The 24,615-nt window shown below is 60.0% G+C and carries 15 protein-coding genes and 1 tRNA gene; 4 read left to right on the plus strand and 12 right to left on the minus strand.

Annotated elements, in window-relative coordinates; genetic code table 11:
* Position 1: 1 nt before the first annotated feature.
* The 7 genes from ACN0SW_RS05330 to ACN0SW_RS05360 all read right to left on the minus strand — a co-directional run bounded on the left by ACN0SW_RS05330 (position 2) and on the right by ACN0SW_RS05360 (position 12,071).
* Positions 2 to 1,195 (minus strand): glycine C-acetyltransferase, encoded by a 1,194-nt coding sequence (locus ACN0SW_RS05330; RefSeq protein ID WP_417726872.1) that lies wholly within the window; start codon positions 1,193 to 1,195, stop codon positions 2 to 4.
* A 77-nt stretch (positions 1,196 to 1,272) separates the two neighbouring features.
* Positions 1,273 to 3,273, minus strand: coding sequence for a hydantoinase/oxoprolinase N-terminal domain-containing protein (locus tag ACN0SW_RS05335; RefSeq protein ID WP_417726873.1), 2,001 nt, complete (start codon positions 3,271 to 3,273; stop codon positions 1,273 to 1,275).
* Positions 3,274 to 3,323: 50 nt separating this feature from the next.
* Positions 3,324 to 4,376 (minus strand): tRNA epoxyqueuosine(34) reductase QueG, encoded by a 1,053-nt coding sequence (queG, locus tag ACN0SW_RS05340; protein ID WP_417726874.1) that lies wholly within the window; start codon positions 4,374 to 4,376, stop codon positions 3,324 to 3,326.
* 33 nt (positions 4,377 to 4,409) lie between these two features.
* Positions 4,410 to 5,075, minus strand: a complete 666-nt coding sequence (locus ACN0SW_RS05345) for a glutathione S-transferase family protein (RefSeq protein ID WP_417726875.1) — start codon at positions 5,073 to 5,075, stop codon at positions 4,410 to 4,412.
* A gap of 59 nt (positions 5,076 to 5,134) precedes the next feature.
* Positions 5,135 to 5,854 carry a monofunctional biosynthetic peptidoglycan transglycosylase gene (mtgA, locus tag ACN0SW_RS05350; protein ID WP_417726876.1) on the minus strand — a complete coding sequence of 240 codons (720 nt, stop codon included), beginning with the start codon at positions 5,852 to 5,854 and terminating at the stop codon, positions 5,135 to 5,137.
* Between the two features lie 111 nt (positions 5,855 to 5,965).
* Complete coding sequence (gltB, locus tag ACN0SW_RS05355; RefSeq protein WP_417726877.1) at positions 5,966 to 10,498, minus strand: glutamate synthase large subunit; 4,533 nt, start codon at positions 10,496 to 10,498, stop codon at positions 5,966 to 5,968.
* Positions 10,499 to 10,637: 139 nt separating this feature from the next.
* Positions 10,638 to 12,071 (minus strand): NAD(P)-dependent oxidoreductase, encoded by a 1,434-nt coding sequence (locus ACN0SW_RS05360; RefSeq protein WP_417726878.1) that lies wholly within the window; start codon positions 12,069 to 12,071, stop codon positions 10,638 to 10,640.
* Positions 12,072 to 12,290: 219 nt separating this feature from the next.
* Here ACN0SW_RS05360 and ACN0SW_RS05365 point away from each other — a divergent pair, with 219 nt between their 5' ends.
* Positions 12,291 to 13,094 carry an undecaprenyl-diphosphate phosphatase gene (locus ACN0SW_RS05365; RefSeq protein WP_417726879.1) on the plus strand — a complete coding sequence of 268 codons (804 nt, stop codon included), beginning with the start codon at positions 12,291 to 12,293 and terminating at the stop codon, positions 13,092 to 13,094.
* 3 nt (positions 13,095 to 13,097) lie between these two features.
* Here ACN0SW_RS05365 and ACN0SW_RS05370 read toward each other — a convergent pair whose 3' ends face one another.
* Positions 13,098 to 14,081 carry a complex I NDUFA9 subunit family protein gene (locus tag ACN0SW_RS05370; protein ID WP_417726880.1) on the minus strand — a complete coding sequence of 328 codons (984 nt, stop codon included), beginning with the start codon at positions 14,079 to 14,081 and terminating at the stop codon, positions 13,098 to 13,100.
* Between the two features lie 146 nt (positions 14,082 to 14,227).
* On the opposite strand from ACN0SW_RS05370, the gene ACN0SW_RS05375 reads away from it, so the two are divergent.
* A tRNA-Leu gene (locus tag ACN0SW_RS05375) sits at positions 14,228 to 14,313 on the plus strand.
* Positions 14,314 to 14,734: 421 nt separating this feature from the next.
* Here ACN0SW_RS05375 and ACN0SW_RS05380 read toward each other — a convergent pair.
* A complete protein-coding gene (locus ACN0SW_RS05380; RefSeq protein ID WP_417726881.1) occupies positions 14,735 to 17,653 on the minus strand; it encodes a polysaccharide pyruvyl transferase family protein in 2,919 nt (972 codons plus the stop codon).
* 180 nt (positions 17,654 to 17,833) lie between these two features.
* Here ACN0SW_RS05380 and ACN0SW_RS05385 point away from each other — a divergent pair, with 180 nt between their 5' ends.
* Positions 17,834 to 20,818: a glycosyltransferase gene (locus ACN0SW_RS05385; protein ID WP_417726882.1), complete on the plus strand. Its 2,985-nt coding sequence runs from the start codon at positions 17,834 to 17,836 to the stop codon at positions 20,816 to 20,818.
* Positions 20,819 to 20,830: 12 nt separating this feature from the next.
* Here the strand turns inward: ACN0SW_RS05385 and ACN0SW_RS05390 are convergent, their stop codons facing one another.
* Positions 20,831 to 21,859 (minus strand): hypothetical protein, encoded by a 1,029-nt coding sequence (locus ACN0SW_RS05390; RefSeq protein ID WP_417726883.1) that lies wholly within the window; start codon positions 21,857 to 21,859, stop codon positions 20,831 to 20,833.
* A gap of 130 nt (positions 21,860 to 21,989) precedes the next feature.
* Between ACN0SW_RS05390 and ACN0SW_RS05395 the strand changes: the two genes are divergently transcribed.
* Complete coding sequence (locus tag ACN0SW_RS05395) at positions 21,990 to 22,925, plus strand: glycosyltransferase family 2 protein (RefSeq protein ID WP_417726884.1); 936 nt, start codon at positions 21,990 to 21,992, stop codon at positions 22,923 to 22,925.
* Here the strand turns inward: ACN0SW_RS05395 and ACN0SW_RS05400 are convergent.
* Positions 22,922 to 23,746, minus strand: a complete 825-nt coding sequence (locus ACN0SW_RS05400) for a phytanoyl-CoA dioxygenase family protein (protein ID WP_417726885.1) — start codon at positions 23,744 to 23,746, stop codon at positions 22,922 to 22,924. The two genes, ACN0SW_RS05395 and ACN0SW_RS05400, sit on opposite strands and share 4 nt — an antisense overlap.
* Positions 23,743 to 24,594 carry a phytanoyl-CoA dioxygenase family protein gene (locus tag ACN0SW_RS05405; protein ID WP_417726886.1) on the minus strand — a complete coding sequence of 284 codons (852 nt, stop codon included), beginning with the start codon at positions 24,592 to 24,594 and terminating at the stop codon, positions 23,743 to 23,745. The genes ACN0SW_RS05400 and ACN0SW_RS05405 overlap by 4 nt, the downstream gene beginning before the upstream one ends.
* Positions 24,595 to 24,615 lie beyond the last annotated feature (21 nt).

The raw sequence follows: 24,615 nt of genomic DNA on the forward strand, positions 1-24,615 counted from the left end.
ATCAGATCACTCCTAACTCGCGGCCCACGACCTCAAAGGCCCCGATGGCCCGATCCAGCATCTCAGCGCTCAGCCCCGCACTCATCTGCGTGCGAATCCGGTCCTGCCCTTTGGGCACTACCGGGAAACTGAACGCCGTCACATAAACACCCCGCGCATTCAACCGCGCCGCCATCTCCTGCGCCAGCTTCGGATCGCGCAGCATCACCGGAATGATCGCATGCTCACCGGGCAACAGCTCGAATCCCAGCTCGCCCATCTTCTCGCGGAAATAGGCCGCATTCTCCCACAGCCGCGCGCGCCGCTCCGCGCCGTCCTCCAGCATGTCAAAAACCTTGAGCGACGCCCCCGCAATCACCGGTGCCAGCGTGTTGGAGAAAAGATAGGGGCGCGAGCGTTGCCGCAGCCAATCCACCACCTTGGCACTTGCCGCCGTATACCCGCCCGAGGCACCGCCCAGCGCCTTGCCAAGCGTGCCGGTCAGAATATCGACCCGGTCCATCACTCCGAACAATTCCGGCGTGCCGCGCCCCGTCGCACCGACAAACCCGGTGGCATGACAATCATCTACCATCACCATGGCATCATAGCGTGCCGCCAGATCGCAGATTTCATCCAAGGGCGCGTAAGTCCCATCCATGGAAAACACGCCATCCGTGGCAATCAACCGATGCCGCGCACCCTTCGCTTCTCGCAAACACCGCTCCAGATCGGCCATGTCGCGGTTCGCATAACGATAGCGCTCCGCCTTGCAGAGGCGGATACCGTCAATGATACTCGCATGATTGAGCGCATCACTGATGATCGCGTCCTCTGGTCCCAGAATAGTCTCGAACAACCCCGTATTGGCATCGAACGCCGCCGCATAGAGGATCGCATCCTCCTTTCCGAGAAACTGCGCGATCCGCGCCTCCAGCGCCTTGTGCTCCTCCTGCGTGCCGCAAATGAAACGCACGCTCGCCATGCCAAACCCATAACGATCCAGTGCACCATGCGCCGCCGCGATCACCTCTGGATTATCCGCAAGCCCGAGATAGTTGTTGGCGCAGAGATTGACCACCTCCCGCCCATCCGAGAGCCGAACCGATCCCGCTTGCATCGACGAAATCACCCGCTCGCTCTTATACAAACCTTCGGCGCGCAGGCCCTCCAGCCGCCCCGCCATATCCGCGTCAAACCGATCTGCCGCCGCCATATCACCCTCCCATCATCTGGCCTCAAATACCTCGGGGGAGTCGCCGCTTGCGGCGACGGGGGCAGGGCCCCCACCCCTCAGGCGGCAATCCTTGGCCGCCCGCTCGCCTCTACCACAATTTCCGCCTCCAGAAACACCCGTCGCGCCTCGGCCTGTGCCTCTTTCACCTCGCGCCGCGCGGTCACATGAATGTCAACCGCCCCCGCCGCTTCGGCTTCGGCCTGCGCATCGGCCTTCAGCACCGCCTCCAGCGCTGCCATCGCGTCCTCTGATGCGGCATAATCCTGCGGACCGCTCTCCAGATGCACGCGGTATTTGCCCTCTGCCGGTGATGTGACCGTGCCGCCGCGCCGGATCGTCACCCGTCCCACCACCGCACCGATCGCATTGGCCACCCCGCCATGCGCGGGCAGGATCATCTTGCATCCCAGCCGCGCGCCCACCGCAGGATAGTAGCTTGCGGCAGAGGCGCCCAAACCGATGACCGGCACCGCCAAACCGCTCTCGATGCGCACCAGCCCGCGATGCCCGTCCAGGCCCCGCTGCATCAACACATGCTCTGCCAGTGCCGCAGGTGACAAACCAAACGTTACCTCCTCTTCGGCAAATGCAGTCTCTAACAAGGCCAAGCTCGTCTGATGCGTCAACCGATCCACAATCATTTGCGCCAGTTGCGTGGGGCCCTCAGCCAACCGATTGCCCGACCCTGTCCGCTTGCGCGCCACCAGTTCCAGCGCCATGCGTGCGGCCTCTTGATCCCAGCTGTCCAACCCCCCCAGCACATGGCTCGCATCCGACGGCGTGATACCAGCCACCTGTACCAACCCCCGCCGCACCAAACGCGTCAGCGCCGCAGCATCCATCCGGTTTTTCAAAACCTTGCCAACGGGCCGCACTTCGACCCCAATCCGGCCCAACAATGCCTCTTCGCGCTCTCCCAGCCCCCCGGCTTCGATCCCCGGCACCGCACGCACGAACCGCGCGTCATGCTCGCCGGGCGCGCTTGCCCGCAGCTGTTCTTCCAGCACGTCGCGCACCGCGGCGCCAGACTCCGTGGCCATCAGGCTCACCGGCACCACCCGGCGCGGCCCAAGGGTTACACCGCCCGCCAGCCCCTCGTCGCACACATGCAATTCGCTGTCACCGCCCAGACCATAGGTGCGCATCGCCACCGCCTCGACCATGGTCCGCCATGGCCCCACCCGCGCGCCCTCCGGGTCAATCGCGGGCCGCCCATCGCGCAGCACCGCCACATCGGTCGTCGTCCCGCCGATATCCGACACCAGCGCATAATCCGCCCCGGTCAGCCAGCGCGCGCCCACGATACTGGCCGCCGGTCCGCTCAGGATCGTTTCGATGGGGCGTTCCCGCGCCTGATCGGCGCTGATCAGCGCCCCATCTCCGCGCACCACCATCAAGGGCGCGTTGATCCTCAACTCTCGCAGCTTGCCCTCGGCCCGGTCAATCAGCCGCGCAATCATTCCGATCAGGCGCGCATTCAACAGCGCCGTCAGCGCCCGCTTCGGCCCGTTCAACTTGGCCGACAGATGATGGGAACAACTGACAGGGCGCCCTGTAACAGTGCGGATCATCTCTGCCGCCGCCAATTCGTGCGCCGGATTTCGGGTGGCAAAGAGGGACGCCACGGCATAGGCTTCTGCCCCGGTTCCAGACTCTAACCATGCTAAAAGCGTGTCATGATCCAACGCCAAGGCCTCACCCCCGGCATGATTGTGCCCGCCGCTAAGCATGATCGCCGGATCGCCGCCCAATGCCTCTGCCAGCCCATGCGCCTGCAGGTCCGCCTCACGAAACCCGATATACACCAGCCCCGCACGCCCGCCTTGCCCCTCGACCAACGCATTGGTCGCCAGCGTCGTCGATAACGAGGCGAGCCCGATATCGCCCACATCCGCCCCGCTCTCCCGCAGCACGGCCTCAACCGCCGCCCCGATTCCGACAGCCAGATCATGCCGCGTCGTCAGCGCCTTGGCGCTTGCGATAACGTCCCGTTCATCCCGGATCAGCACAGCATCCGTATAGGTGCCCCCGGTATCCACGCCCAACAACAACGCCATGCGCCTGCCCTCTTGTTATGTCAGGCTAGGGGTGTAACGGGTTTTACAGCCTATTCCAGCCCGTTTGCGTCACGCCGCAGTCGCAGTACCGCCCAGCGTGCCGCATCTGCAACCGCCGCATCCGCATCCTCGCAATGCGCTTGCGCCACATGACAGAGCGCGCCCTCCCCCGAATTGCCAATCGCATAGAGGACGTTGCGCAAAAACCGGTCCCGCCCGATCCGCTTGATCGGGCTACCTGAAAATCGCTCTCGAAACGCCGCATCATCAAGACCTGCCAAATCCGCCAGCTTTGGCACAACCAAATCGGCGCGCGCGTGATACTTCACCTCTCGCGCCGCCACGGCAAACTTGTTCCATGGGCACACCGCCAGACAATCATCACAACCATAAATCCGATTGCCCAGACCGGGGCGCAATTCCTCTGCCACCGGTCCTTTATGCTCGATCGTCAGATAGGATATGCAGCGCCGCGCATCCAGCTGATAGGGTGCCGGAAACGCCTTGGTCGGACAGATATCCAGACAGGCGCGACACGACCCACAATGATCCACTTCCGCCGGATCGGTCTCGATGTCCAGCGTCGTGAACACCGACCCGAGGAAAAACCAGCTGCCCAGTTCCCGGCTCACCAGATTGGTGTGCTTGCCCTGCCACCCCAGCCCCGCCGCCTGTCCCAGCGGCTTTTCGGGCACAGGGGCAGTATCGACGAACACTTTCACCTCGCCGCCCGCCGCATCAATCAACCAACGCGCCAGACGCTTGAGCCGCTTCTTGACCGTATCATGATAGTCTCTGTTGCGCGCATAAACCGAAATATTGCCAGAGGTCTTTTGCTCCAGACCGGCCAAAGGATCGCACTCGGGCGTATAGCTTTCACCCAGCATGATCACGGTGCGCGCCTGCGGCCAGAGCACCTCCGGCGCGCCCCGCCATTGGCTGCGCTCTTCGAGCCAACCCATCTGCCCATGATACCCGCGCGCGAGAAATGCCGCGAGCCGCTCTGGCACGTGCCTCACGTCCCACGGCCTGCACAGCCGACAAGCATCAAACCCCTCGGCGCGCGCCTGCGCAACCAGTCTCTGTTTCAGCCCATCTTTCATTGTTTCCCCGGATTTTGGGGTTCACCACCTGTCTTAGAAATCCAGATCGGCATAATGCGCGGGCGGCGGAAATCCCGGCACCTGATCCGCCAAGATTCCCCGAAACGCCGGGCGTGACTTGATCTTGGCATACCAATCCTTGACCGCCTCGCTGCGCGTCCAGTCCACATCGCTGATGTAATCCAGCGCGCTCAGATGTGCGGCGGCGGCGAAATCCGCCAGCGTCATCACATCCCCCGCCAGCCAGCGTCGATGATCCAGCAACCAAGCCATGTAATCCAGATGATACTTGACCGCCCGCGCCCCGTCCTTGACGTTCCGGCTGTCGGGAAACCCCAGCTTCATCACCTTCTTGTTCACCCGCTCATAGACCAGCTTGCTGGTCACTTCGCGGTGAAACTTGTCGTCAAACCAGCCCACCAGCCGTCGCACCTCATAGCGCGCATCGACGCCCTTGGGCATCAGCGAGGGTTCGGGATATTTCTCTTCCAGATATTCGCAAATCGCGGCGCTTTCCGACATGGTCTTGCCATCAATCTTGAGCACAGGCACCTTACCTGCCGGATTGCGCCGGAGGAAATCCGGGTCCTGCTCCCAATATCGCTCTTCCACCAACTCACACTCGATCCGCTTCTCAGCCAGACTCAACCGCACCTTGCGGCAATAGGGCGACAGAGGAACATGATAGAGCTTAGCCATGAAAAATTACACCTTGGGTCTTGGGGGTTGTCTCTCAATGCCCCCTTTGGCCATGATTTTCAATCCTCGAAACAGGCGGCTCGCCCGTCTCGGTCAATCGTCGCCGCCCCGTCCAGAATACTGGCCGCTCGCTTGCGCAAGGCGTTGGATGGTTTTGCTGCCGAACGCCCTTTGGGATCGGGCAATACCGCTGCCAGCCGCGCCGCTTGCACCGCGTTCAGATCAGCAGCACGCACACCGAAATAATGTCGCGCCGCCGCCTCGACCCCGAAAACGCCTTCGTCGAACTCCGCCATATTGAGATAAACTTCAAGGATTCGGCGCTTGGACCAAAATGTCTCCACCACCGGCGTCAGGCTCGCCTCCAGCGCCTTACGCAACCAATTGCGCCCATGCCAGAGATAGACATTCTTGACCACTTGCTGACTGAGCGTTGAGGCACCCCGCCCCGACCCTTCGGCAATTGCGGTACGAATGGCAGCCATATCAAAGCCCCAATGCTGGCAGAAATTGGCATCCTCCGCCGCCACGAGGGACCGGGCCATCACAGGCGCGATCCGCGCCATTGGCACCCAGTCGCGGTCGATCTTGCCCAATCGCCGCTCTTCCTGCCCCATGTAATAGGTGCGCGGCGGCTCAATGCTACGATGCGCTAGGATCACGCCCAAAACAATCAGCACGGCAATCATAATCAGCCGCCAAACCCACCGCGACAGCCATGCTGCCGGGTTCCATCGGGGTTCCCCTCTCGAAGACTTGGATTTGCGCGCTCGTGTCATGGCCCAGCTATACCGTCAAGATTGGGCGCACAAAACACCTTTGGCGCACCGAGCCTTCTTCTTGGCGGAAATACTCCGGGGGTCCGGGGGCACAGCCCCCGGATTCTGTCTCTATTCCGCCGGAATAGCCTCTGGTGTCATACCCAGAGGATGGCTCAGCCTGTTGAGCATCTCCTTGGGGCAAAGCTGGATGAAATGCGCCCGCTCCCGGTCCCAGTATTGCAGGATTTCCTGCCCTTTCTGGCTTCCGGTCTCGGCCACATGCCGCTTGATCAAGCTCTCCAACTCGGCTTCCCAATGCGGCTCTGTTACGGCGCAACTGACCAGAGTTTCGCCATTGACCAAGGCAGGCGCGCGACCGTCAGGATCATAGATATAGGCCATGCCACCGGTCATGCCCGCACCGAAATTGGCACCGATATCCCCGAGGATCACCGCAATCCCGCCGGTCATATACTCACACCCGTTGCTGCCGCAGCCCTCGATCACCACCTTGGCCCCGGAATTGCGGACGGCAAACCGCTCGCCTGCGCGTCCAGCGGCAAAGAGATAGCCGTCAGTTGCACCATAGAGCACGGTATTGCCGATGATCGTGTTTTGCGATGCCACCAGCGGGCTTGCCATCGGCGGGCGCACCACAATCGTTCCCCCCGACAGGCCCTTGCCGACGTAATCATTGGCATCGCCCGAAACTTCGATCTTAAGGCCCGGTGCCGCGAAGGCACCCAGAGATTGCCCGGCGCTGCCGGTCAACTTTACCGTCAGGTGATCGGGTTGCAGGCTGTTGCGCATGCCGAACTTGCGCACGATATGAGAGGAAACCCGCGTGCCCACCGTCCGATGCGTGTTCTGCACGGCATAATGCAATTGCATCTTCTCGCCATCGTTCAGGAACCGTTGCGCATCGCGCACGATCTCAGCATCCAGCGTATCGGGCACCTCGTTGCGGGGACGGTTGCGGTCATAGCGGATGTTCTTGGCCCCATCGACGGTGATCAGCATCGGGTTCAGATCGAGATCATCAAGATGAGCCGAGCCGCGGCTGACCTGCGTCAACAAATCCGCCCGCCCGATCACCTCATCCAGACTGCGTGCGCCAATGCTGGCCAGCAGTTCGCGCACTTCCTGCGCATAGAAGGTGATGAGGTTCACAACCTTCTCGGCATTGCCTGTGAACTTGTCGCGCAGCACTTCATCCTGCGTGCAAACCCCGACCGGACAGGTATTGCTCTGGCACTGACGCACCATGATACAGCCCATGGCAATCAACGCGGCAGTGCCGATGCCGTATTCCTCGGCCCCCATCATCGCCGCCATGACGATGTCACGACCCGTGCGCAGGCCACCATCGGTGCGCAGCGTGATCCGCTCACGCAGATTGTTCATGCTCAGCACCTGATGCGCCTCAGTCAGGCCCATTTCCCACGGCAGACCAGCGTATTTGATACTGGTCGCGGGGCTTGCCCCGGTGCCGCCATTATGGCCCGAAATCAGGATCACATCCGCCTTGGCCTTGGCCACCCCGGCGGCAATCGTGCCCACGCCCGATTGCGCCACCAGCTTGACACAGACCTTGACCGTCGGATTGATCTGCTTGAGGTCATAAATCAGCTGCGCCAGATCCTCGATACTATAAATATCGTGATGCGGCGGCGGGCTGATCAGCGTGACACCTTCGGTCGAATGCCGCAGCCGTGCAATCAGCTTGGTCACCTTCATGCCCGGCAATTGCCCACCCTCACCGGGCTTGGCGCCTTGCGCAACCTTGATCTCAAGCTCTTCACAATGGTTCAGATATTCCGCCGTCACGCCAAACCGGCCAGACGCCACCTGCTTGATTTTCGCAGAGGGGTTGTCGCCATTGGCCTCTGGTGTGAAATGTGCCGGATCTTCACCCCCCTCACCACTGTCCGAGCGCGCACCGATCCGGTTCATCGCCACATTCAGGGTCTTGTGCGCCTCAGGGCTGAGCGCGCCAAGGCTCATGCCCGGCGTCACAAACCGCTTGCGGATCGCGGTCACACTCTCGACCTCTTCGATCGGGATCGCTTTGCCCAATGGCTTGATCGCCATCAGATCGCGCAGATGAATCGGCGGATTGGCCTGCATCGCGGCGCTATACCGCTTCCATAGCTCATAGCTCGCCTTGTTGCAGGCGGTTTGCAGGATATGCATCGTCTGCGCACCCCAAGCGTGGGTCTCGCCGGATTTCCGCGCCTTGTAGAACCCGCCAATCGGCAGAATATCCTGCGCGCCAGCATAGGCGCGACCATGCACCTGTTCCAGCTTGGCCTGAATCCCCGACACACCGATGCCGCTGATCCGGCTGGTCAGTCCCGGGAAATATTCCGCGCACATCGCGCGGCTCAGACCCACCGCCTCGAAATTCAGACCGCCGCGATAAGAGGAGATCACCGAGATCCCCATCTTCGACATGATCTTGAGCAGGCCCTGATCAATCGCCGCGCGATACCGCGCCACCGCCTCGGTCAGGCTGCCCTCGATCAGACCGCGCGCAATCCGGTCGGCAATGCTGTCCTCGGCCAGATAGGCATTGACCACGGTCGCCCCGGCGCCGATCAGAACCGCGAAATAATGCGGGTCTATACATTCGGCAGAGCGCACATTCAGGCTCGAGAAGGTCCGCAATCCCTTGCGCGTCAGATGGCTGTGCACCGCACTAGTCGCCAGAATCATCGGCATGCCAACCCGGGTCTCGCCTTGGTTCTGATCCGTCAGGATCAGATGCCCGGTGCCTGAACGGATCGCATCTTCGGCCTCGGCCCGAATTCGCTCCAGCCCATCTTGCAGCGCGGTCTTGCCCGGCGCAAAGGTGCAGTCGATCTCGGTCACATCGGCGTTGAACTGCTTGATCATCTCTGCCCATTGGGCATTGCCCACGAACGGGCTTTCCAGCACCAGAATCTCGGTCTGCGCACTCGATTCATCGAGCACGTTCTTGAGATTGCCGAACCGCGTCTTGAGGCTCATCACCCGGTATTCGCGCAAGCTGTCGATCGGCGGGTTCGTCACCTGGCTGAAATTCTGCCGAAAGAAATGGCTCAACGGGCGATACTGCTTGGACAGAACGGCGCTCGGCGTGTCGTCGCCCATGCTGGCAATCGCCTCTTTGCCATCCTCGGCCATCGGCGCAAGGATCTGCTCCAGCTCTTCGATGCTGTACCCGGCAGCAATCTGCCGCTTGCGCAGCTCCGCCCCGGTATAGAGCGGTGCCTCACTCACCACCGCCAGCGCATCGTCCAGTTCGTTGATCTTGCCGACCCATTCGCCAAAGGGCTGTGCATCCGCCAGCCGGTTCTTGATCTCTGAATCGTGATAGAGCTTGCCTTCGGTCATATCCACGGCCAGCATCTGCCCCGGCCCCAGCGCGCCCTTTTCCTTGACCGTGCGCTCGTCGATCGGCACCATTCCCGCCTCGGACCCGGCAATCACCAGCCCGTCACCCGTCACCACATAGCGCATCGGACGCAAACCATTACGGTCAAGCCCGGCACAAACCCAGCGGCCATCGGTCATCGCCAGCGCGGCGGGACCATCCCAAGGCTCCATCACCGAGTTGCAATAGGAATACATATCGCGCCACGACTGCGGCAGTTCCTCGGCCTGCTTGGACCACGATTCAGGCACCAGCATGGTCTTGGCCATCGGCGCGGACCGCCCGGCGCGCACCAAGACCTCGAACACCGCATCAAGGGCAGCACTGTCCGACGATCCCTGCGGGATGATCGGCTTGATATCTTCAGCCAGATCGCCAAAGGCACCGCTCGCCATGCGAATCTCATGGCTCTTCATCCAGTTGGTATTGCCCTTGAGCGTATTGATCTCGCCATTATGCGCCAGCATGCGGAACGGCTGCGCCAACCACCATTGCGGGAATGTATTGGTCGAATAGCGCTGATGATAAATGGCAAAGGCGCTCTTGAACCGCTCGTCCAGCAGATCAGGGTAAAACACCGCCACCTGCTCGGCCAGCATCATACCCTTATAGATGATGCTGCGGCAGCTCAGGCTTGCCATGTAGAATCCCATGATCCCGGCCGCCTGCACCGCCTTTTCGATCCGGCGACGGATAACATACAGTTCGCGCTCGAATGATTCCTCATCCAGCCCCTTTGCGTCGGAAATCAGGATCTGTTCGATCTCGGGCCGGGTTGCGTTGGCCTTTTCCCCCAGACAGGAAATATCCACCGGCACATGCCGCCACCCATAGATCGTGTGGCCCATCCGCAGCACTTCGGTTTCCACGATGGTCCGGCACTGTTCCTGCGCGCCAAAATTGGTCCGCGGCAGAAACACCTGTCCAACCGCGACAAGGTTGCCCTCGCGCGGTTCATGCCCGGTGCGGCGGATCTGATCATAAAAGAACGGCACCGGGATCTGCACATGAATGCCCGCACCGTCGCCGGTCTTGCCATCGGCATCGACCGCGCCCCGATGCCAGATCGCCTTGAGGGCGTTGATCCCGGCCTCTACCACCGTGCGGCTTGGTTTGCCGTCAATCGACACCACAAGACCGACGCCGCAAGAAGAATGTTCCTCTTCCTCGGCATACATCCCGTTCTCGGCCAGCCACTCGCGCTTGGCCTGTTGTTCTTCTGCCCAGTTAAGATCAAATGTCGTCATCGGTCTTTACCCTTCCTTTACCCGGTGGGTCAGGTCTGTTGCCCTGTCGCGCGGAAATCTGCGCTGTTATGTTGTCTCGCCTCATCACAGAGGTGAACCGTACGTTCCAACCGCACAAACGTACGGTTGGCGCCCTTACTCACTCGGCAGCAACGGCCTGCGCTGCATTGAGATAGTCAAGAATGGCCTTGGCCGAATCCCGCCCATCCCGGATTGCCCAAACCACGAGAGATGCACCGCGCACGATATCGCCCACGGCAAAAACACCCTCCATCGCGGTTTGCCCGGTGGTGAACTCAGCCTTGACCGTTCCCCAGCGGGTGACTTCCAGTTCCTTTTGATTCCAAAGGCTTGGCAGGTCCTCAGGTTCAAACCCAAGCGCCTTGATCACCAGATCGGCAGGGGCATCCTCAATCGCACCCTCGATCGGTTCCGGGCTCTGACGCCCCGTGGCATCCGGTGCCCCAAGCCGCATTTTCTGCACCTTGACGGCTGTTACCGGGTCACCCACGAACCCGACCGGCGCACTAAGCCATTCAAACTTAACGCCTTCTTCCTCGGCATTGGCCACTTCGCGCTGACTGCCGGGCATGTTGTCACGATCCCGACGATAGAGACAGGCAACAGAGGTCGCGCCCTGCCGAATCGCTGTGCGGACACAATCCATAGCGGTATCACCACCACCAACCACAACAATTCGCTTGCCCGCCGCGTTCAACTCGCCGCTTTCATACTCCGGTACCACATCGCCAAAGCAGACACGATTGCTCGCCGTCAGATAATCAATCGCCCGCACGATGCCTTTGGCCCCCGCGCCGGGCCCCTCCAGATCGCGGCTCTTGTAGACCCCGGTCGCAATCAGCAACGCATTGTGTTTGCTGCGAATTTCGTCAAAGCTAAGGTCGCTTCCCACATTACAGTTAAGCACGAACTTGACGCCGCCCTGTTCCAGCTGCGCGACGCGGCGCATCACCACGTCTTTCTCCAGCTTGAAACCGGGAATGCCATAGGTCATCAACCCGCCGCCCCGGTCATAGCGGTCATAAACCGTGACCTGCACCCCCGCCCGACGCAGTACGTCAGCAGCCGCAAGACCACCCGGCCCCGCGCCGATAATACCAACGGATTCAATGCGTTCCGCCGCAGGCTTGATCACCTCAACCCAGCCTTCTTCCCAGGCTGTGTCGGTAATATACTTTTCCACCGCGCCAATCGTGACCGTCCCGTGACCCGACTGCTCGATCACGCAATTGCCCTCGCACAGCCGATCCTGCGGGCAGATACGACCGCAGATCTCGGGAAACGTATTGGTCAACTGGCTGATTTCATAGGCTTCTTTCAGCCGCCCCTCAGCTGTCAGACGCAGCCAGTCGGGGATATTGTTGTGCAACGGACAATGGCTCTGGCAATAGGGCACGCCACATTGGCTGCATCGCCCCGCCTGCTCTTTGGCCTTGGCATCGGCAAACTCGGCATAGATTTCATGGAAATCCTGCCGCCGATCCTCGGCGCCGCGTTTCTCGGGCATGTCCCGACCCACGGTCACGAATTTCAGCATGGGTTGCTTCGCCACGGCTTATCCTCTCGAGTCATCTGCTGTCGCGCAGGTTTACAGCACTCCCTTTGAAATTAAAAGTCATAAACTATGACCTATTATGAATTAATTACAAACCGCCCGTACGCTCCTGTCGAAAATCCTTCACAAATTAACACCGATTCGGACCTACAATCAACTTTGCCTTTGAAACACAATGCTTTATAGGAGTTTAAAAACAGGCTCAGGACAGGCTCAATGGCGCTTTTTCACATTTTACTCGTCGCCATCGTGCAGGGAATAACCGAGTTTCTGCCGATTTCCTCGTCAGGTCACCTGATCCTCTTGCCGAATCTCCTGCATATTCAGGATCAGGGTCAGGTCATCGACGTGGCGGTGCATGTGGGCACGCTCTTTGCCGTCATCCTCTATTTTTGGTCTGATCTGAGCAGCGCGATCCTTGGCCTGCCACGCCTGCTCACAGGGCGCGCCGACACGCCCGGCGCGCGGCTTGCCCTGCTCTTGATCATCTCGGCCGTCCCGGTCATGGCAGCGGGCCTGCTGCTCAAACTGACAGGGCTCAATGACGCACTGCGCTCGGTTGCCGTAATCGGGTGGGCCACGCTCATCTTCGGCGCGCTGCTCTATTGGGCGGATCAGGCTGGCACGACAGAACGCTCTGGCGAAGATTGGACGATGCGCGACGCCATTCTGCTGGGTCTGTGGCAGGTCATCGCGCTTATCCCCGGCACGTCCCGATCGGGTATCACCATCACCGGGGCACGGCTCATGGGCTATGCGCGCGCCGATGCCGCGCGATTGTCGATGCTGATGTCGGTGCCCACGATCATCGCCAGTGGCGTTTTGCTCGGTGCGGATGCGGCAATGCAAGCCAATGTTGCCCTGCTGCGTGACGGGGCCATCGCGGCGGCCTTCGCCTTTGTCGCAGCGCTCTTGGCGCTTAGCCTGATGATGCGGTTGCTGCGCAGCGTCAGCTTTACGCCCTATGTCGTCTACCGCCTGATTCTGGGTGTGGCCCTGCTGGCCATCGCCTATAGCTGAGGGTCAGCGCGCGCGCAGGTTCTTGGCCGATTCCTTGATCGCCGCATATTGCCCCGCCGGACGGAACCGCCAGAGGTAATCTGGCAGCACGGCGCCCACAGCAACCGGCACAATACCAAGCGCGTCAAAGCCTTTGGCCCCCTCGGCCACAACATTATCACGCCGCAGGCTACGCACCTGATCCCGCGTGATCTGCGCCGGAACGACACCCAGCGTCACGGTCTGGACCAATTCCATCACGCTCGCCATCAACCCGGCCACGCCAAAGGGAATGTTCACGATCAAACGCCGCCGTCGGATCACCTGCAACATCTGCTGCATCAAGGCACGAAAGCTCGCCACTTCTGGACCGCCAAGCTCGTATACACCCGGCGCGGCACGGCCCATGGCCCCCAACACGGCGGCTTGCGCCACGTCATCCACATAGACCGGTTGAAACCGTGTATCAGCCCCCACAACGGGCAAAACAGGGCCAAACCGCGTCATTCCCGCGAACCGGTTAAAGAACTGATCCTCGGGCCCAAAGATCACTGAGGGGCGCAGGATCACGGCCTCCGGAAAATACTTGAGAATGCCCGCCTCACCCGCAGCCTTAGACCGGGCGTATTCGCTATCAGAGGCCGCATCCGCACCAATCGCGGACACATGCACCAAATGCGCCACGCCTTCCTCTGCCGCAATCCGCGCGATCCGAGTGGCGCCCTTGGCCTGAACCGCCTCAAAGCTGTTCTTGCCCTTGCGCTCAAACGTGCCCACGCAGTTCACCACCGCATCGGCTCCCTGCATGACCGCCCGCACGCTGGCATCGTCGCGGATATTGCAGAAAACCGGTTCCACCTGACCGACAACACCATAAGGTTTGACATGCATCGCCTCATTCGGACGGCGTACCGCCACGCGGACCCGCCAGCCGGCCTGCGCCATGCGCCGTGCGATATAGCGGCCCACGAATCCTGATCCGCCGTAGATGGTGACAAGCTTTGACATTTAGGACTCCGGGGCTATGAGCTTTCGCTCTCTTTCCTACCGTCCTCGCGCGGTTTGGACAAGATGATATGGCAATTGTAAGGAACCAGTAAAATCGCCGTTGACACTATGATAGCCGAGCGATAAACGCCTGCTTCACGACACCTGCCCAGGTGGCGGAATGGTAGACGCGCTGGCTTCAGGTGCCAGTGGCCGCAAGGCCGTGGAGGTTCGAGTCCTCTCCTGGGCACCAATAAAAATCATTTTATATATAGAATTCAAAATCTCAATGAATTGGCTTGTCGTTCAGCCCACCTTCAAGACCACTTTTCGCGCGGTGATACCCGGTGTATCTCACAGCAAAATTAGAATCTTAAAAGCTGTTTCTTTACTATGTTGCCAAGCGTCTTTGATTTCATCGCCATGCTGTCAGGATAACCCCGTGAGCGCGACAGACGCGCATCGCATGCGAACTACCGGCTGCCTGCTCTAAACTACGTCCAAAATTGCTCACGCAACTGCAATTGCAGCAAATCACTCCAATCCGTCGACGACGGTCGTGCGCCTCACTGCCGAGACCCAAAACCAACCGACGAATCTTCCATCTGCCTTGTGCGTAAGTCATGCCGATAGTTGGGATGGGCTGAACAGCGCCCTATCCACCCTCACGCTGCCTACACCTCAAACGCATTTTCCAGCAGTCGTCTGAGCGTGCCATCCGCGATGGCTGGAAGTGCCACATGATGTGTATCGACACCTTGCATGACGTGGACTTGCGCGTTGTCGAGACCATCCAGAGCCTGCGCGCGTGCGACGTCCGGCGCGTAGGCACCGCCAATAACCTGGATCAGGCGGGTTTTAGGTTGGGCAGCCAATGCCGCGCACAGGTCAAAGGTGTCAAGATCAGTCTCAAATAGTTCCTCCATCCCCCGCTGACTGTGGATCGGTTCACCCTGACCCACTGGGCCGGGCGTTACAAAGCCAGCGAGCGAGATAACTTTGTCCGCGCCAATCGCCAATCCCGACCGCAAGGCAGCATAACCTGCAGCAGAACCACCCATCGTGATGAGTCTGCCGCCGCCAAGCTCTGCAACAAGACGCAACAGCGCCGACTGCATCTGGTGCTCGTCTGAACCAAGGTCTGGGATTCCGTTCAGATAGACCCTTGCGTAAGGATCGCGAAGGTAAACAATATTCGCGGGGAGTTTAGCCAAAAGTGCGTCGAGGTACCGATCGTTTACATGGCTTAGCCCGCCAAGGAACCCGCCGAACACTATAAGCGTACCACGAGCGTCAGCTTTCTCCACAACGCGGACATGAGCGTCGGCGATCACCGGCGCGCGAGGAGCAGCGGCGCCAAGAGCATCGAGCGCGGCCAGAAGGCTGCGCGCCGTGGGCCCCGTTGCATCATCGCCTGCAAGGCCTTCGAGCGCAGCTCTGCCAAAGTCTTCCTGCCCTGCGCGCAAGGCGAAAAGAGCAAACTGCAAGCGCCAGTTCGCGCCGGGTTTTTGCGTTGCATCCAGCACTGCAAGCTGCTGAAAAATCGCAGCATCCTCTGCATGGCTGAGAAACACTCGGTTCAACCGGTAAATTGAACGCCATTCCAGAGGATACAGTTCGAGTGTCCGGCGCAGCGCATTTTCAGTTACGTCGAAACGTCCGGCTGCAGCCGCGAACCGGCAGAGGCGGCATAGAATTTCAACATTCTCCACCCCCGCTTTCCAATTCGAAAGCAAGTGGTCGGTCGCCGCGTCCATTGTACCCGCGAACGGCAAGAGCTGGCTTTTTACACGGGCGGCGTATGCGGGCAGCGGTCCCGCCTGTTCCGCCCGATCGAGCATATCAATCGCGAGGCCGCGATCCCCACTGGCATACGCACGCATCGCAAGCCGAAGCTGGACCACTGTGCTCTCAGGTCGTTGCGCATGAACAGACTTCAGAAACGATACCTGCTGCTTTGGCGGCACGGAGGTGAGTAGATCGTTGAGAGCCGTGATCATCAACGATTCGTCAAATTCCAGCCGGTTCAGACCATCAAGAAACAAAGTGATTGCCTCTTGATGCCGAGCACCCGCCAACAGGCTTTGCAGGTTGGCAAGCCAGACCCAAGAGTTCTCTGGCCTCTTGCTGGACAGGTCTGCAGCAAGCTCTATCGCACGGGCCGCGTCGCCTTGTGCAAGCGTTGCGCGCACCTCTGCCAGACGTGCAGGCAAAAAATCGGGAACCTGGCCGAGCATGATGGCGATCTGCTCTGCGGCGGCGTCTAGGTTGCCCTCCGAGATCATTCGGTCGATGACTGCACTATCCCATTTCATCTGAGTGTTTTCAGTCACGAGATTTCCTTTCCGAATGTGACGGGCGTGCAGCGGGTCTGGCATCGACGCCGTGCCCCGTGGTCGCGCTGCTCTTGCATGGCGTATAGCAATTTCAAGCGAAGCGTCCAGATCAGAACCCGGAAAGACATCCGCACGGCGTGGATGTTTGCGCCCTGCGGTCAAAAGCCTCGTTACGTCATTCCAATGGGCATCAAGTTTCTCCGAGACATCTTGGGGCAAGGGCTGTGACGACTGCGTCAGTACCTTGGTCAATGCCTCTAGCGCTTCAGCCCAGCTGCAGACAACATCACCCATGCGGTTCATCTGCGTCGCCTGTCCCATGAACTTGTAGAGCGCGGGGACGGCTACGAGCCGAGATGCCACCCCATAGGCCGCAGCAGTTATATGCCCATGCAGTGATGCACCAAGATAGGCATTTGCGCCTGCAATCGCGGCAGCGATGTCAGCTAAGGCGGTCGATTCATCTAATGAAAAAGTACAGTCGGGCGCGAGGTGATGGATCGATTGCGCAACCCTGTGATCTCCGTGGCATCGCCCGATCGCAAGGAGTATCGCAACCGCCCCGTTGTCTCGGAGCGCTGCCGAAAGTGACTTTGTAAAAGCAGTGAGGTCGAGTCCATTCAGGCTGCGCTCTTTGACGTGCAGAGCAACGACTCGCACGTCGTCAGGTATATTGAGGTTCGCTCGGATCCGGCGAAACCTGTCCTTCATCATCCCGGACGGCCAGAGTCGCGCGAGATCCAATGCTGTATCGGGCATTAATGCGGGTCGCCGACCTGACCACTTCGCCAAAGCCTCTGCACTGTCGCTGTCGCGGACGACGAACCGATCTGCTGCAGCTACCGTTCGCCGCAACCAGTCGGGCGAGGTCTCGTCCTCGCCTGATAGCAAGACACCCGGACTGTTCCAAATGACGGGCAACCCGTGTCGCACGGCGTGGGCAGTCGCCCCGACCCAAAGAGCAGGATAGGCAGTTGCCGTATAATTCGGCAACGCGAATTCGTTGGTATGGATGATATTACCACCGCCAATCAAGACACCGTCAAACCTGTCTGCATTCCGGGCAAACTCGGTCTGAGAGATAGGTGAAAGCGCGTCATTGTATCGTGTCGCGTTGGCAGTGGGTGATACTGCAACCACCTCGATTCCCGCGGCAGAAAGACGTTGCTGCGCTATCAGAGGGAATAACAGGTCGCCATAGTTTTCCACATCAAAAGTGCCAAATATGGCAAGACGGCGAGGGAGCGCTCTTGGCATCTTCTCACTCCAGATGGCTCAACCGGCCTGTGCTTTGGGCCGGACTTTTCGACCGCAGCGGGATAATCGACTTGCCATTCTTTTGGCGGATCACCAGTGTAATGGCAATAGGAGGACCAGGCCACGCGCGCATCAGGGTCTCCGGCAAAGCCCGCCCATTCGATAGGAGTCCAGGTTGCGATGACGAGACCCGTGCCATGTGTGGGAGGCGATCCTCAATCCCCCCCACGGCTTGAGACGCTGGTCCTAGAGGCGGATGAACTTTACCAAGCACAACGCTATGCAGAGGCGGTTGAACTGTACGAAGCTGCAATGCAGCACCATCCGCCACACCGCACCGTTCTGATCCGCCTTGCGGGCATAGCGCTCCGGATGGGACATTTGGATCAAGCGCAGGACTATCTGCAGCATCTTCGGCGTACCTTTCCTGAATTTCAGTGGACCCCGATGGTCGAGGGCGACTTGGCCATGGCGCGGCTTGAGTTTGGCCGTGCTATCGAACTCTTCCGTGAGGCTCAGACCCGGATGCCGGATCAGAAATCGGTGAAAATCCGTCTGGACCAAGCGAAGGCCGAATACGCGCTCGAACGCGATTGGACTGCTCCGGTCGAGCTCGAGGTATGGCCAGCGACAGAGCCTTCGCGATTCATGGATGCTGCACCCAAAGACAGGGTTCTCGTTGTATCTTGGGACATTGCTCACAACGTTGCCGGGCGCGGCATCACACTCGCCGAAACAATATGCGACGCAGTACCAACCGCCATGGCTGGACCAATGTTTCCCGTCCACGGCGACACTCTTTGGCCGCCACTGGCCGAGGGCGATCGCCGCGTGCCCATCCTCGGTTGGCGTGCTCCTTACTTTCGTCACCTGATAGAAGGCGCGCTCCGGTTGGTGCGGGATTGGCCTGCAGGAACAGTATGGGTATCGAAACCGCGTTTCCCAGGGCTGCTGATTGGCCTCCTCTATCGGGAAATTCTGGGCGCTCGAATTATATGCGATCTGGATGACGATGAACTGGCGTTCGTCAAAGGCGAGGCGCCGCGGGATTTGGACAGCTTTCTCGAAGCATTCACTCCACACGACTGGGATCGCCCGCAAGGCCGGTTCTGGACGGAACTTGGATTGGGGATTCTGCCATTCGTCGACGGGGTTACGGCCTGCAACCCAGTTTTGGCATCTCATCACGACGCCACACTGATTCGCCACGGTCGCTGCCAGAGTGACGCCGAAAGGGCGATAAACCGGCGCGATGCCACGCGCAATGAACTGGGCTTTGCGTCTTCGGACCAAGTGGTCTTGTTCTTGGGCACACCCCGACGGCACAAAGGGCTAATTGAGCTTGCACATGCTGTGGCCGCCCTGAAGCGTCCCGAAGTGGTGCTATGTATTGTCGGGTCTGTGGCGGACCCGGAGATGGAACGCGAACTTGCCACGCTTCCGGGTCTGCGTCTGCGACGGATCGGTGTTCAACCATTTTCGCGTGTTCTGGATCTGAATGCGGTGGCGGATGTCGTGGTATTGCTGCAGGATTGCGACAGCCCGATTTCGCAAACCCAGACCCCTGCCAAGCTGACCGATGCGGTGGCGGTGGGAACCCCGGTTCTCATCACCGATACAGGGCCGGTGGCGGATGTGATAGCCGCCGGCGCCGCGATGTCGATAAGTAAGACCGACAATCTGACTGCCCGTCTCTCTGCGGCTATCGCCGCCGACCGCCAGCCAGGGGGCGCACACCCATTCTTCGCCTCCGAAATGTCCTATGAGGCAAATCGGCCACGCGCGCTTCAGGCCATCACGACGGCTCGAGCAGCTTCACCACGAAATTACCCTGACATGTCGAGGTTATTGTCTTTTCTGCGCCGTGAAATGCCCGGGGTTCTGCCACCCGAGGTGGCGGAGATTTGCACTCCGTTTTTGGCGCGATCCAGTACAGTTGCCCAGCATATTGACCCGGACCGTCCGATCAACGTGGCTTTCTTTTGGAAACAAAACGATTCCGGGCTCTACGGCCGTCGGCAGGACATGTTACTGCGCGAGTTGTCACTACGGCCAGAGATCGGGCGCATTCTACATATCGACGCACCGTTTAAGGTGACTGATCTCAGGTTCAACACAAACCCCATGCGTTCCCCAAGTGAATCCGAGCGGCAAATGGTATCGGCGGCCGCGCTGGCACGGATGAGCGGCCTTGCAGACGAAGGCAATATTCACCGCCGAAGCTTTCTCGTTGGAGAAAATAATCACACCCTACTGGGGCGGCCGGTCCACGGTCCTGAAAGTTTCCCCAACGCGGTTGAGGCATGGCTGGATGATCTGGACATGCGTGACAATTGCATGGCTTGGGTCTGTCCGGTGGTCCACGGGTTCGAACATGTTCAGCGGCGTCTTCGCTTTCCCTTCATCATCGGGGATTATATCGACGATCAGCGCTGCTGGCCCCTGTCCGAAAAAAAGCGCCGGTACGTAGAGACGAACTATCGTTACATGGCTGAAACGGTGGACGTGGCGATCGCCAACTGCGCCCCCATGGCCAAAAGCCTGGAGCAAGACTTGCTCTCACCCCTGCTGGTGCCCAACGGCATAGACACCCGTACCGGACTGCCTATGGCAGCAAGAGAAATCACCCGTCTGGGTGGCCCGGTCATTGGCTACTGCGGCAATATGGACGACCGCTTCGACTTTGACTTGGTAGAAGCGCTGGCGCGGGCGAGGCCGCTGTGGCAAATCGTTCTGATTGGTAAACTGTCCCGTCCCTTGCAACTCAAACGGATGCAGGCGCTGTCAAACGTGCACCTGCTGGGCATCCGACCCTACGAACAGGCGCGGGCCTGTATCGCAGCCTTCGATGTGGCGATTGTTCCGCACGAGCGCACGGACCTGTCGGACCGGATGAACCCGCTCAAGGTCTATGTCTACCGCACATTTGGCGTGCCAGTCGTATCGACTGACATTGCCAACTTGGACGATCTGCGTGGCGACTTGGCCATTGCAAAGGATGCGGAGGAATTCGTGGCAGCAATCGAGGCCGCTCTTGACAGGCTGGAACATCACGGGCGCCAATTCTTGCCTGCGGCCCTGTGCGCGTCGCTGTCATGGCAAAGCCGCTTGGATACAATCTGGGCGGAAGTGGACCGGCGTCTTCGGGCAAAGTTCCCTGCATAGCGCATTTGCGCATCACAACTCGGATATGTGCAACCGACACATGGCATAGCCCCGTGCGATCGACCATTTGGTAGGTCGCCGGTCAGGCAGCGAGCCGAGCGCCGGCAATGACACACGTGCGGTGTCCAACACCGCATCCAGAAGCTTGCCCAAGAACTGCCGACTAAGCTGACCTCCGACACAGGCCAGCGGACCGAAGGAAAATGTTGCAGTCGGTTGGCGTGGTCGGTCTAGCAGGCATAGATCAGGATCATCCCATAGCGCAGGATCACGGTTCGCAGCAGCAAAATCCAGCACAACGAGGCTGCGAGGCGGTAGCCATGCGTCACCAAGATCCAACCCCGCCGGGCCGATTTGCCGCGTCCCATATCGGAATGCGTTCATCAGACGCTCTACCTCTCGTAGATAACCCGGGCGCAGCTCGGGACGAACCCGCAGCTTTTCTTGCAGATCCGGGATCTCTGCCAAATGGGCGAGCATCGATACGCCAGTATAGGCAACAGGCAAAATCGCCAAGAAAGCAGGCGACACCCAATGCGTAATCGGCATGTCGCGGGCTTTGCACCTTTTCGCGTCCAACTCGGCAAGATCGCGTGTCACAGCATTCGCCAGCGGCTCTACAAGAGCAAGGTTCGCAAGCCCATGCTGTTCGATTGCGACGATCACCTGCAGAAGCCCATCCTCGACCCTCTGACCGAGATCCGCATCAATCCCTAACGCCGCCGCGCGCCATGTAGACAGAATCGGCCGCAGCACCGCGTCCATAGTATCAGCCGTTGTCCCCTTAGAAGAGGCCAGCCCGGCAAGTGTGGCGTTCAGATCTAGCCCCGGCAGTGCGCAATGCAAAAGCTTTGTCACAGTGATGGCATCAAGCCTTTCTGCATCATTCGGGCGCCGGTGAGCGCGCCCAAAGACCTGCATGATCGCCAACGTTTTTTCTGGCATGATCCCTTGTTGCGCGATGATCCGGGCTATCGCCTTGGGTGTGAGCAAGTCCACGGTCGTGGCAGGATCGGATAACACAGCCCGCACGTCACGCATCCGCGATACCGACCACTGGCCATAACCCCTTTGCCTGGGCAATCCGACCACCAGCGGATCTTCATTTGGGTTCAGCGCGGGCGGAGCAGCCAGTCTTTGGGTATCTTGTGTTGGGGCGGCTGGTGAGGGCATGAAGGGCTCGGAACAGGATGATGCGGAGGACACAGTTCAGATTATGGTCAAAGTTTGCCCGATGAAAGCGGCAGATGCGTTCGCACCCGACATTTCCATCGCCATTACCTGCTGGCGGATGGACCGGGAACTGCCACGCACCCTATGGTCGCTGTCCCGCACATTTCAGCAAGGGGCGGAAGATTTGACATGGGAGATCATCGTCGTAGACAACGGGTCTGACAATCTGCCCATCCCGCCCATAATGGAACCCGTCCCCCGCATCTTGGCAGCACGCCATCCTGCACCCTCACCTGTTGGCGCAATAAATGAAGCGTTGGCGATGGCGCGGGGACGCATCGTCGGCGCTTGGATCGACGGGGCCCGACTGGCCTCGCCCTATCTTCTGGCCACTGTGGCGCGCGCGGCCAAGGCCCATCCGGCACCGGTGATTGCAGTGCCCAATCGACAGTTCGGGCTGGAACGGCAAGCCACATCTGCCCGCCGCGGCTACGACCGTGCCACAGAAGATGCGCTGCTGCAGACGGCTGGCTGGCCAGATCCGTCCGCAGATCTGTTCGCTGTGTCTTGGCCCGAGGAGCTTTCACCTACTGCGCCAATGCTGGAAACGAACGCACTGTTCCTGCACCGCGATACATGGGCGGCGTTGGACGGTTATGACCCTGCCTTTACCGAACCCGGGGGGGGTATGTGCAACCCTGACATGCTGAACCGCGCGGTGAACCATCCCGGCACCCAGTTCATCCGCCTATCTGGCGTTGCCACCTTTCATCAAATTCACGGCGGCACCTCGACCTCAGACGAGGCGCAGGCCATTAGGATGGTGAAGGAAGCGACACGCACCTACGCCGCCCTTCGCGGCCATCCCCCGCGAAAGCAACACGCACGCGGCTGGGTGTTCGACGCCGCAACCGGAGTGATAGACCGCAGCTAGCGCGAACCAGCATCCAGCGAGGCGGCCTCGCGCATGACAAGCCCGGCAGAATGCCGCAAGATGTCCCGATGCCGCCGAAGCGCTACTGGCTCCAGATCGTTCTCGGGTCTCGACTCCAGCAGATAGGTATTGTGATCTCGGCCGCAAACCAGCGTGGCGTACCCCTTGTCGGCGCCGCGTTGCGCAACATCCCCCGCGATATAGCGGATAGCAAAGCCGATTCTACGCCCCGAGGCCGCACGGTTCGGGGCCGAGCCGTGAACCAGCATCACATGATGCAGCGACATTTCACCGGGCTTTAGCTGGCAGTCCACAGCCTTGGACACGTCCACCTCCTCTGCCACCTCCTCGCCCAATGGCAACATAGAGGATGCGGCATTCTTGACCGCATGTGGAACCGCAGTTCGGTGGCTTCCAGGTATTACACGCAGGCACCCGGTTTCGGGCGTGCTGGGCGTCAGCGCCAGCCAAGCAGTCAATCCTTTGGGCGCATTCAGCCCCCAGCAGGTGCCGTCCTGATGCCATGGCACCACGTCGGCCGATCCGGCATCCTTGGAAAAGAAACTGGATCCCCAACACAGGACATCCGGGCCAAGGATCGCCGCCACTTGGTCGACGATCCGCGCGTCTTGAACGACATCCCAAAGAAACGGAAACAAGAGGTGGCCCTTGACATTGAGCAGCTTGAACACCTGCGGGCCAAGCCGCTGTTCTGCCTGTTCAATCCTAGCGAAAAGCTCTGCCGCCTCTTCTTCGGACATCACCCGGATCGGCGCGGCATAACCATCCTGCGTGTATGTCTGTGTCAGATCGTGATTCATGTCTCCGTCTCCGGTCGTTGGGCTGCTGCGGCAAGATGAGCCTCTTTCGCGCGTCGGATTACCCCGCCCGCGCAGCGGATGATGTCAGCATGACGGGACAGGGCGGCAGGGCCCATCTCGTCTTCAGGAGCGACTTCCAATGGCATGTCCGACAAGTTGCGGCCTCGCACCAGTGTAACCGTTGCACCTTCCTGTCTGATGCAGGCTGGGACATATCGGATCACGAAACCTAGCCGGCGATCAGCGGCAACGTTCCGTCCCGATCCGTGCAGGATAAGCGGGTGGTGCAAAGACATCTGCCCGGGCTGCAGCACCAGTACGCGTGCGCTGGATCGGTCAATCTCCTGCCGCACGGCCTCGCGCGCACCCAACATGTTGCGCGCGTCTCCTGTATCCAGATGCTCCATTTGCAGCGTGTGGGTTCCCGGAATCGCTTCCATGCAGCCCGATTCAGAATTGGCCGCGCTTAGCGCCAGCCAAGCGGTTGCGCCCTCTGCAGCGCTCAGACCCCAGAACGTCGCGTCTTGATGCCATGCGACATAGCTATCCGAACCCGCCGGTTTGTCGATAATACTCGAACCGATGCAATAAATGTCAGGCCCCAGCAGGCTTGTAACCGGGTCCACGATCCGCGGATCATGAACGACATCCCATAGAAAAGGCATCAGTAAATGCGGTTTTACACGGGCCAGACCCGATAGCCGACCGTGTGATCGTGCCTCCAACACCTCAATACGGGCGCGGACCGTCGACGCCTCATCCTCGGGCATGACGTCGATCGGGCACAGCACACCATCCCGCTTGAAGTCTGAGCAGGTGATCGGGTCAAGCCCGTAAGGTAGCGACATGGGGACATCGGTCGAAGTCAT

Origin of the sequence: Roseovarius sp., assembly GCF_048262375.1 — a bacterium.
In the GTDB taxonomy this organism is placed as follows: domain Bacteria; phylum Pseudomonadota; class Alphaproteobacteria; order Rhodobacterales; family Rhodobacteraceae; genus Roseovarius.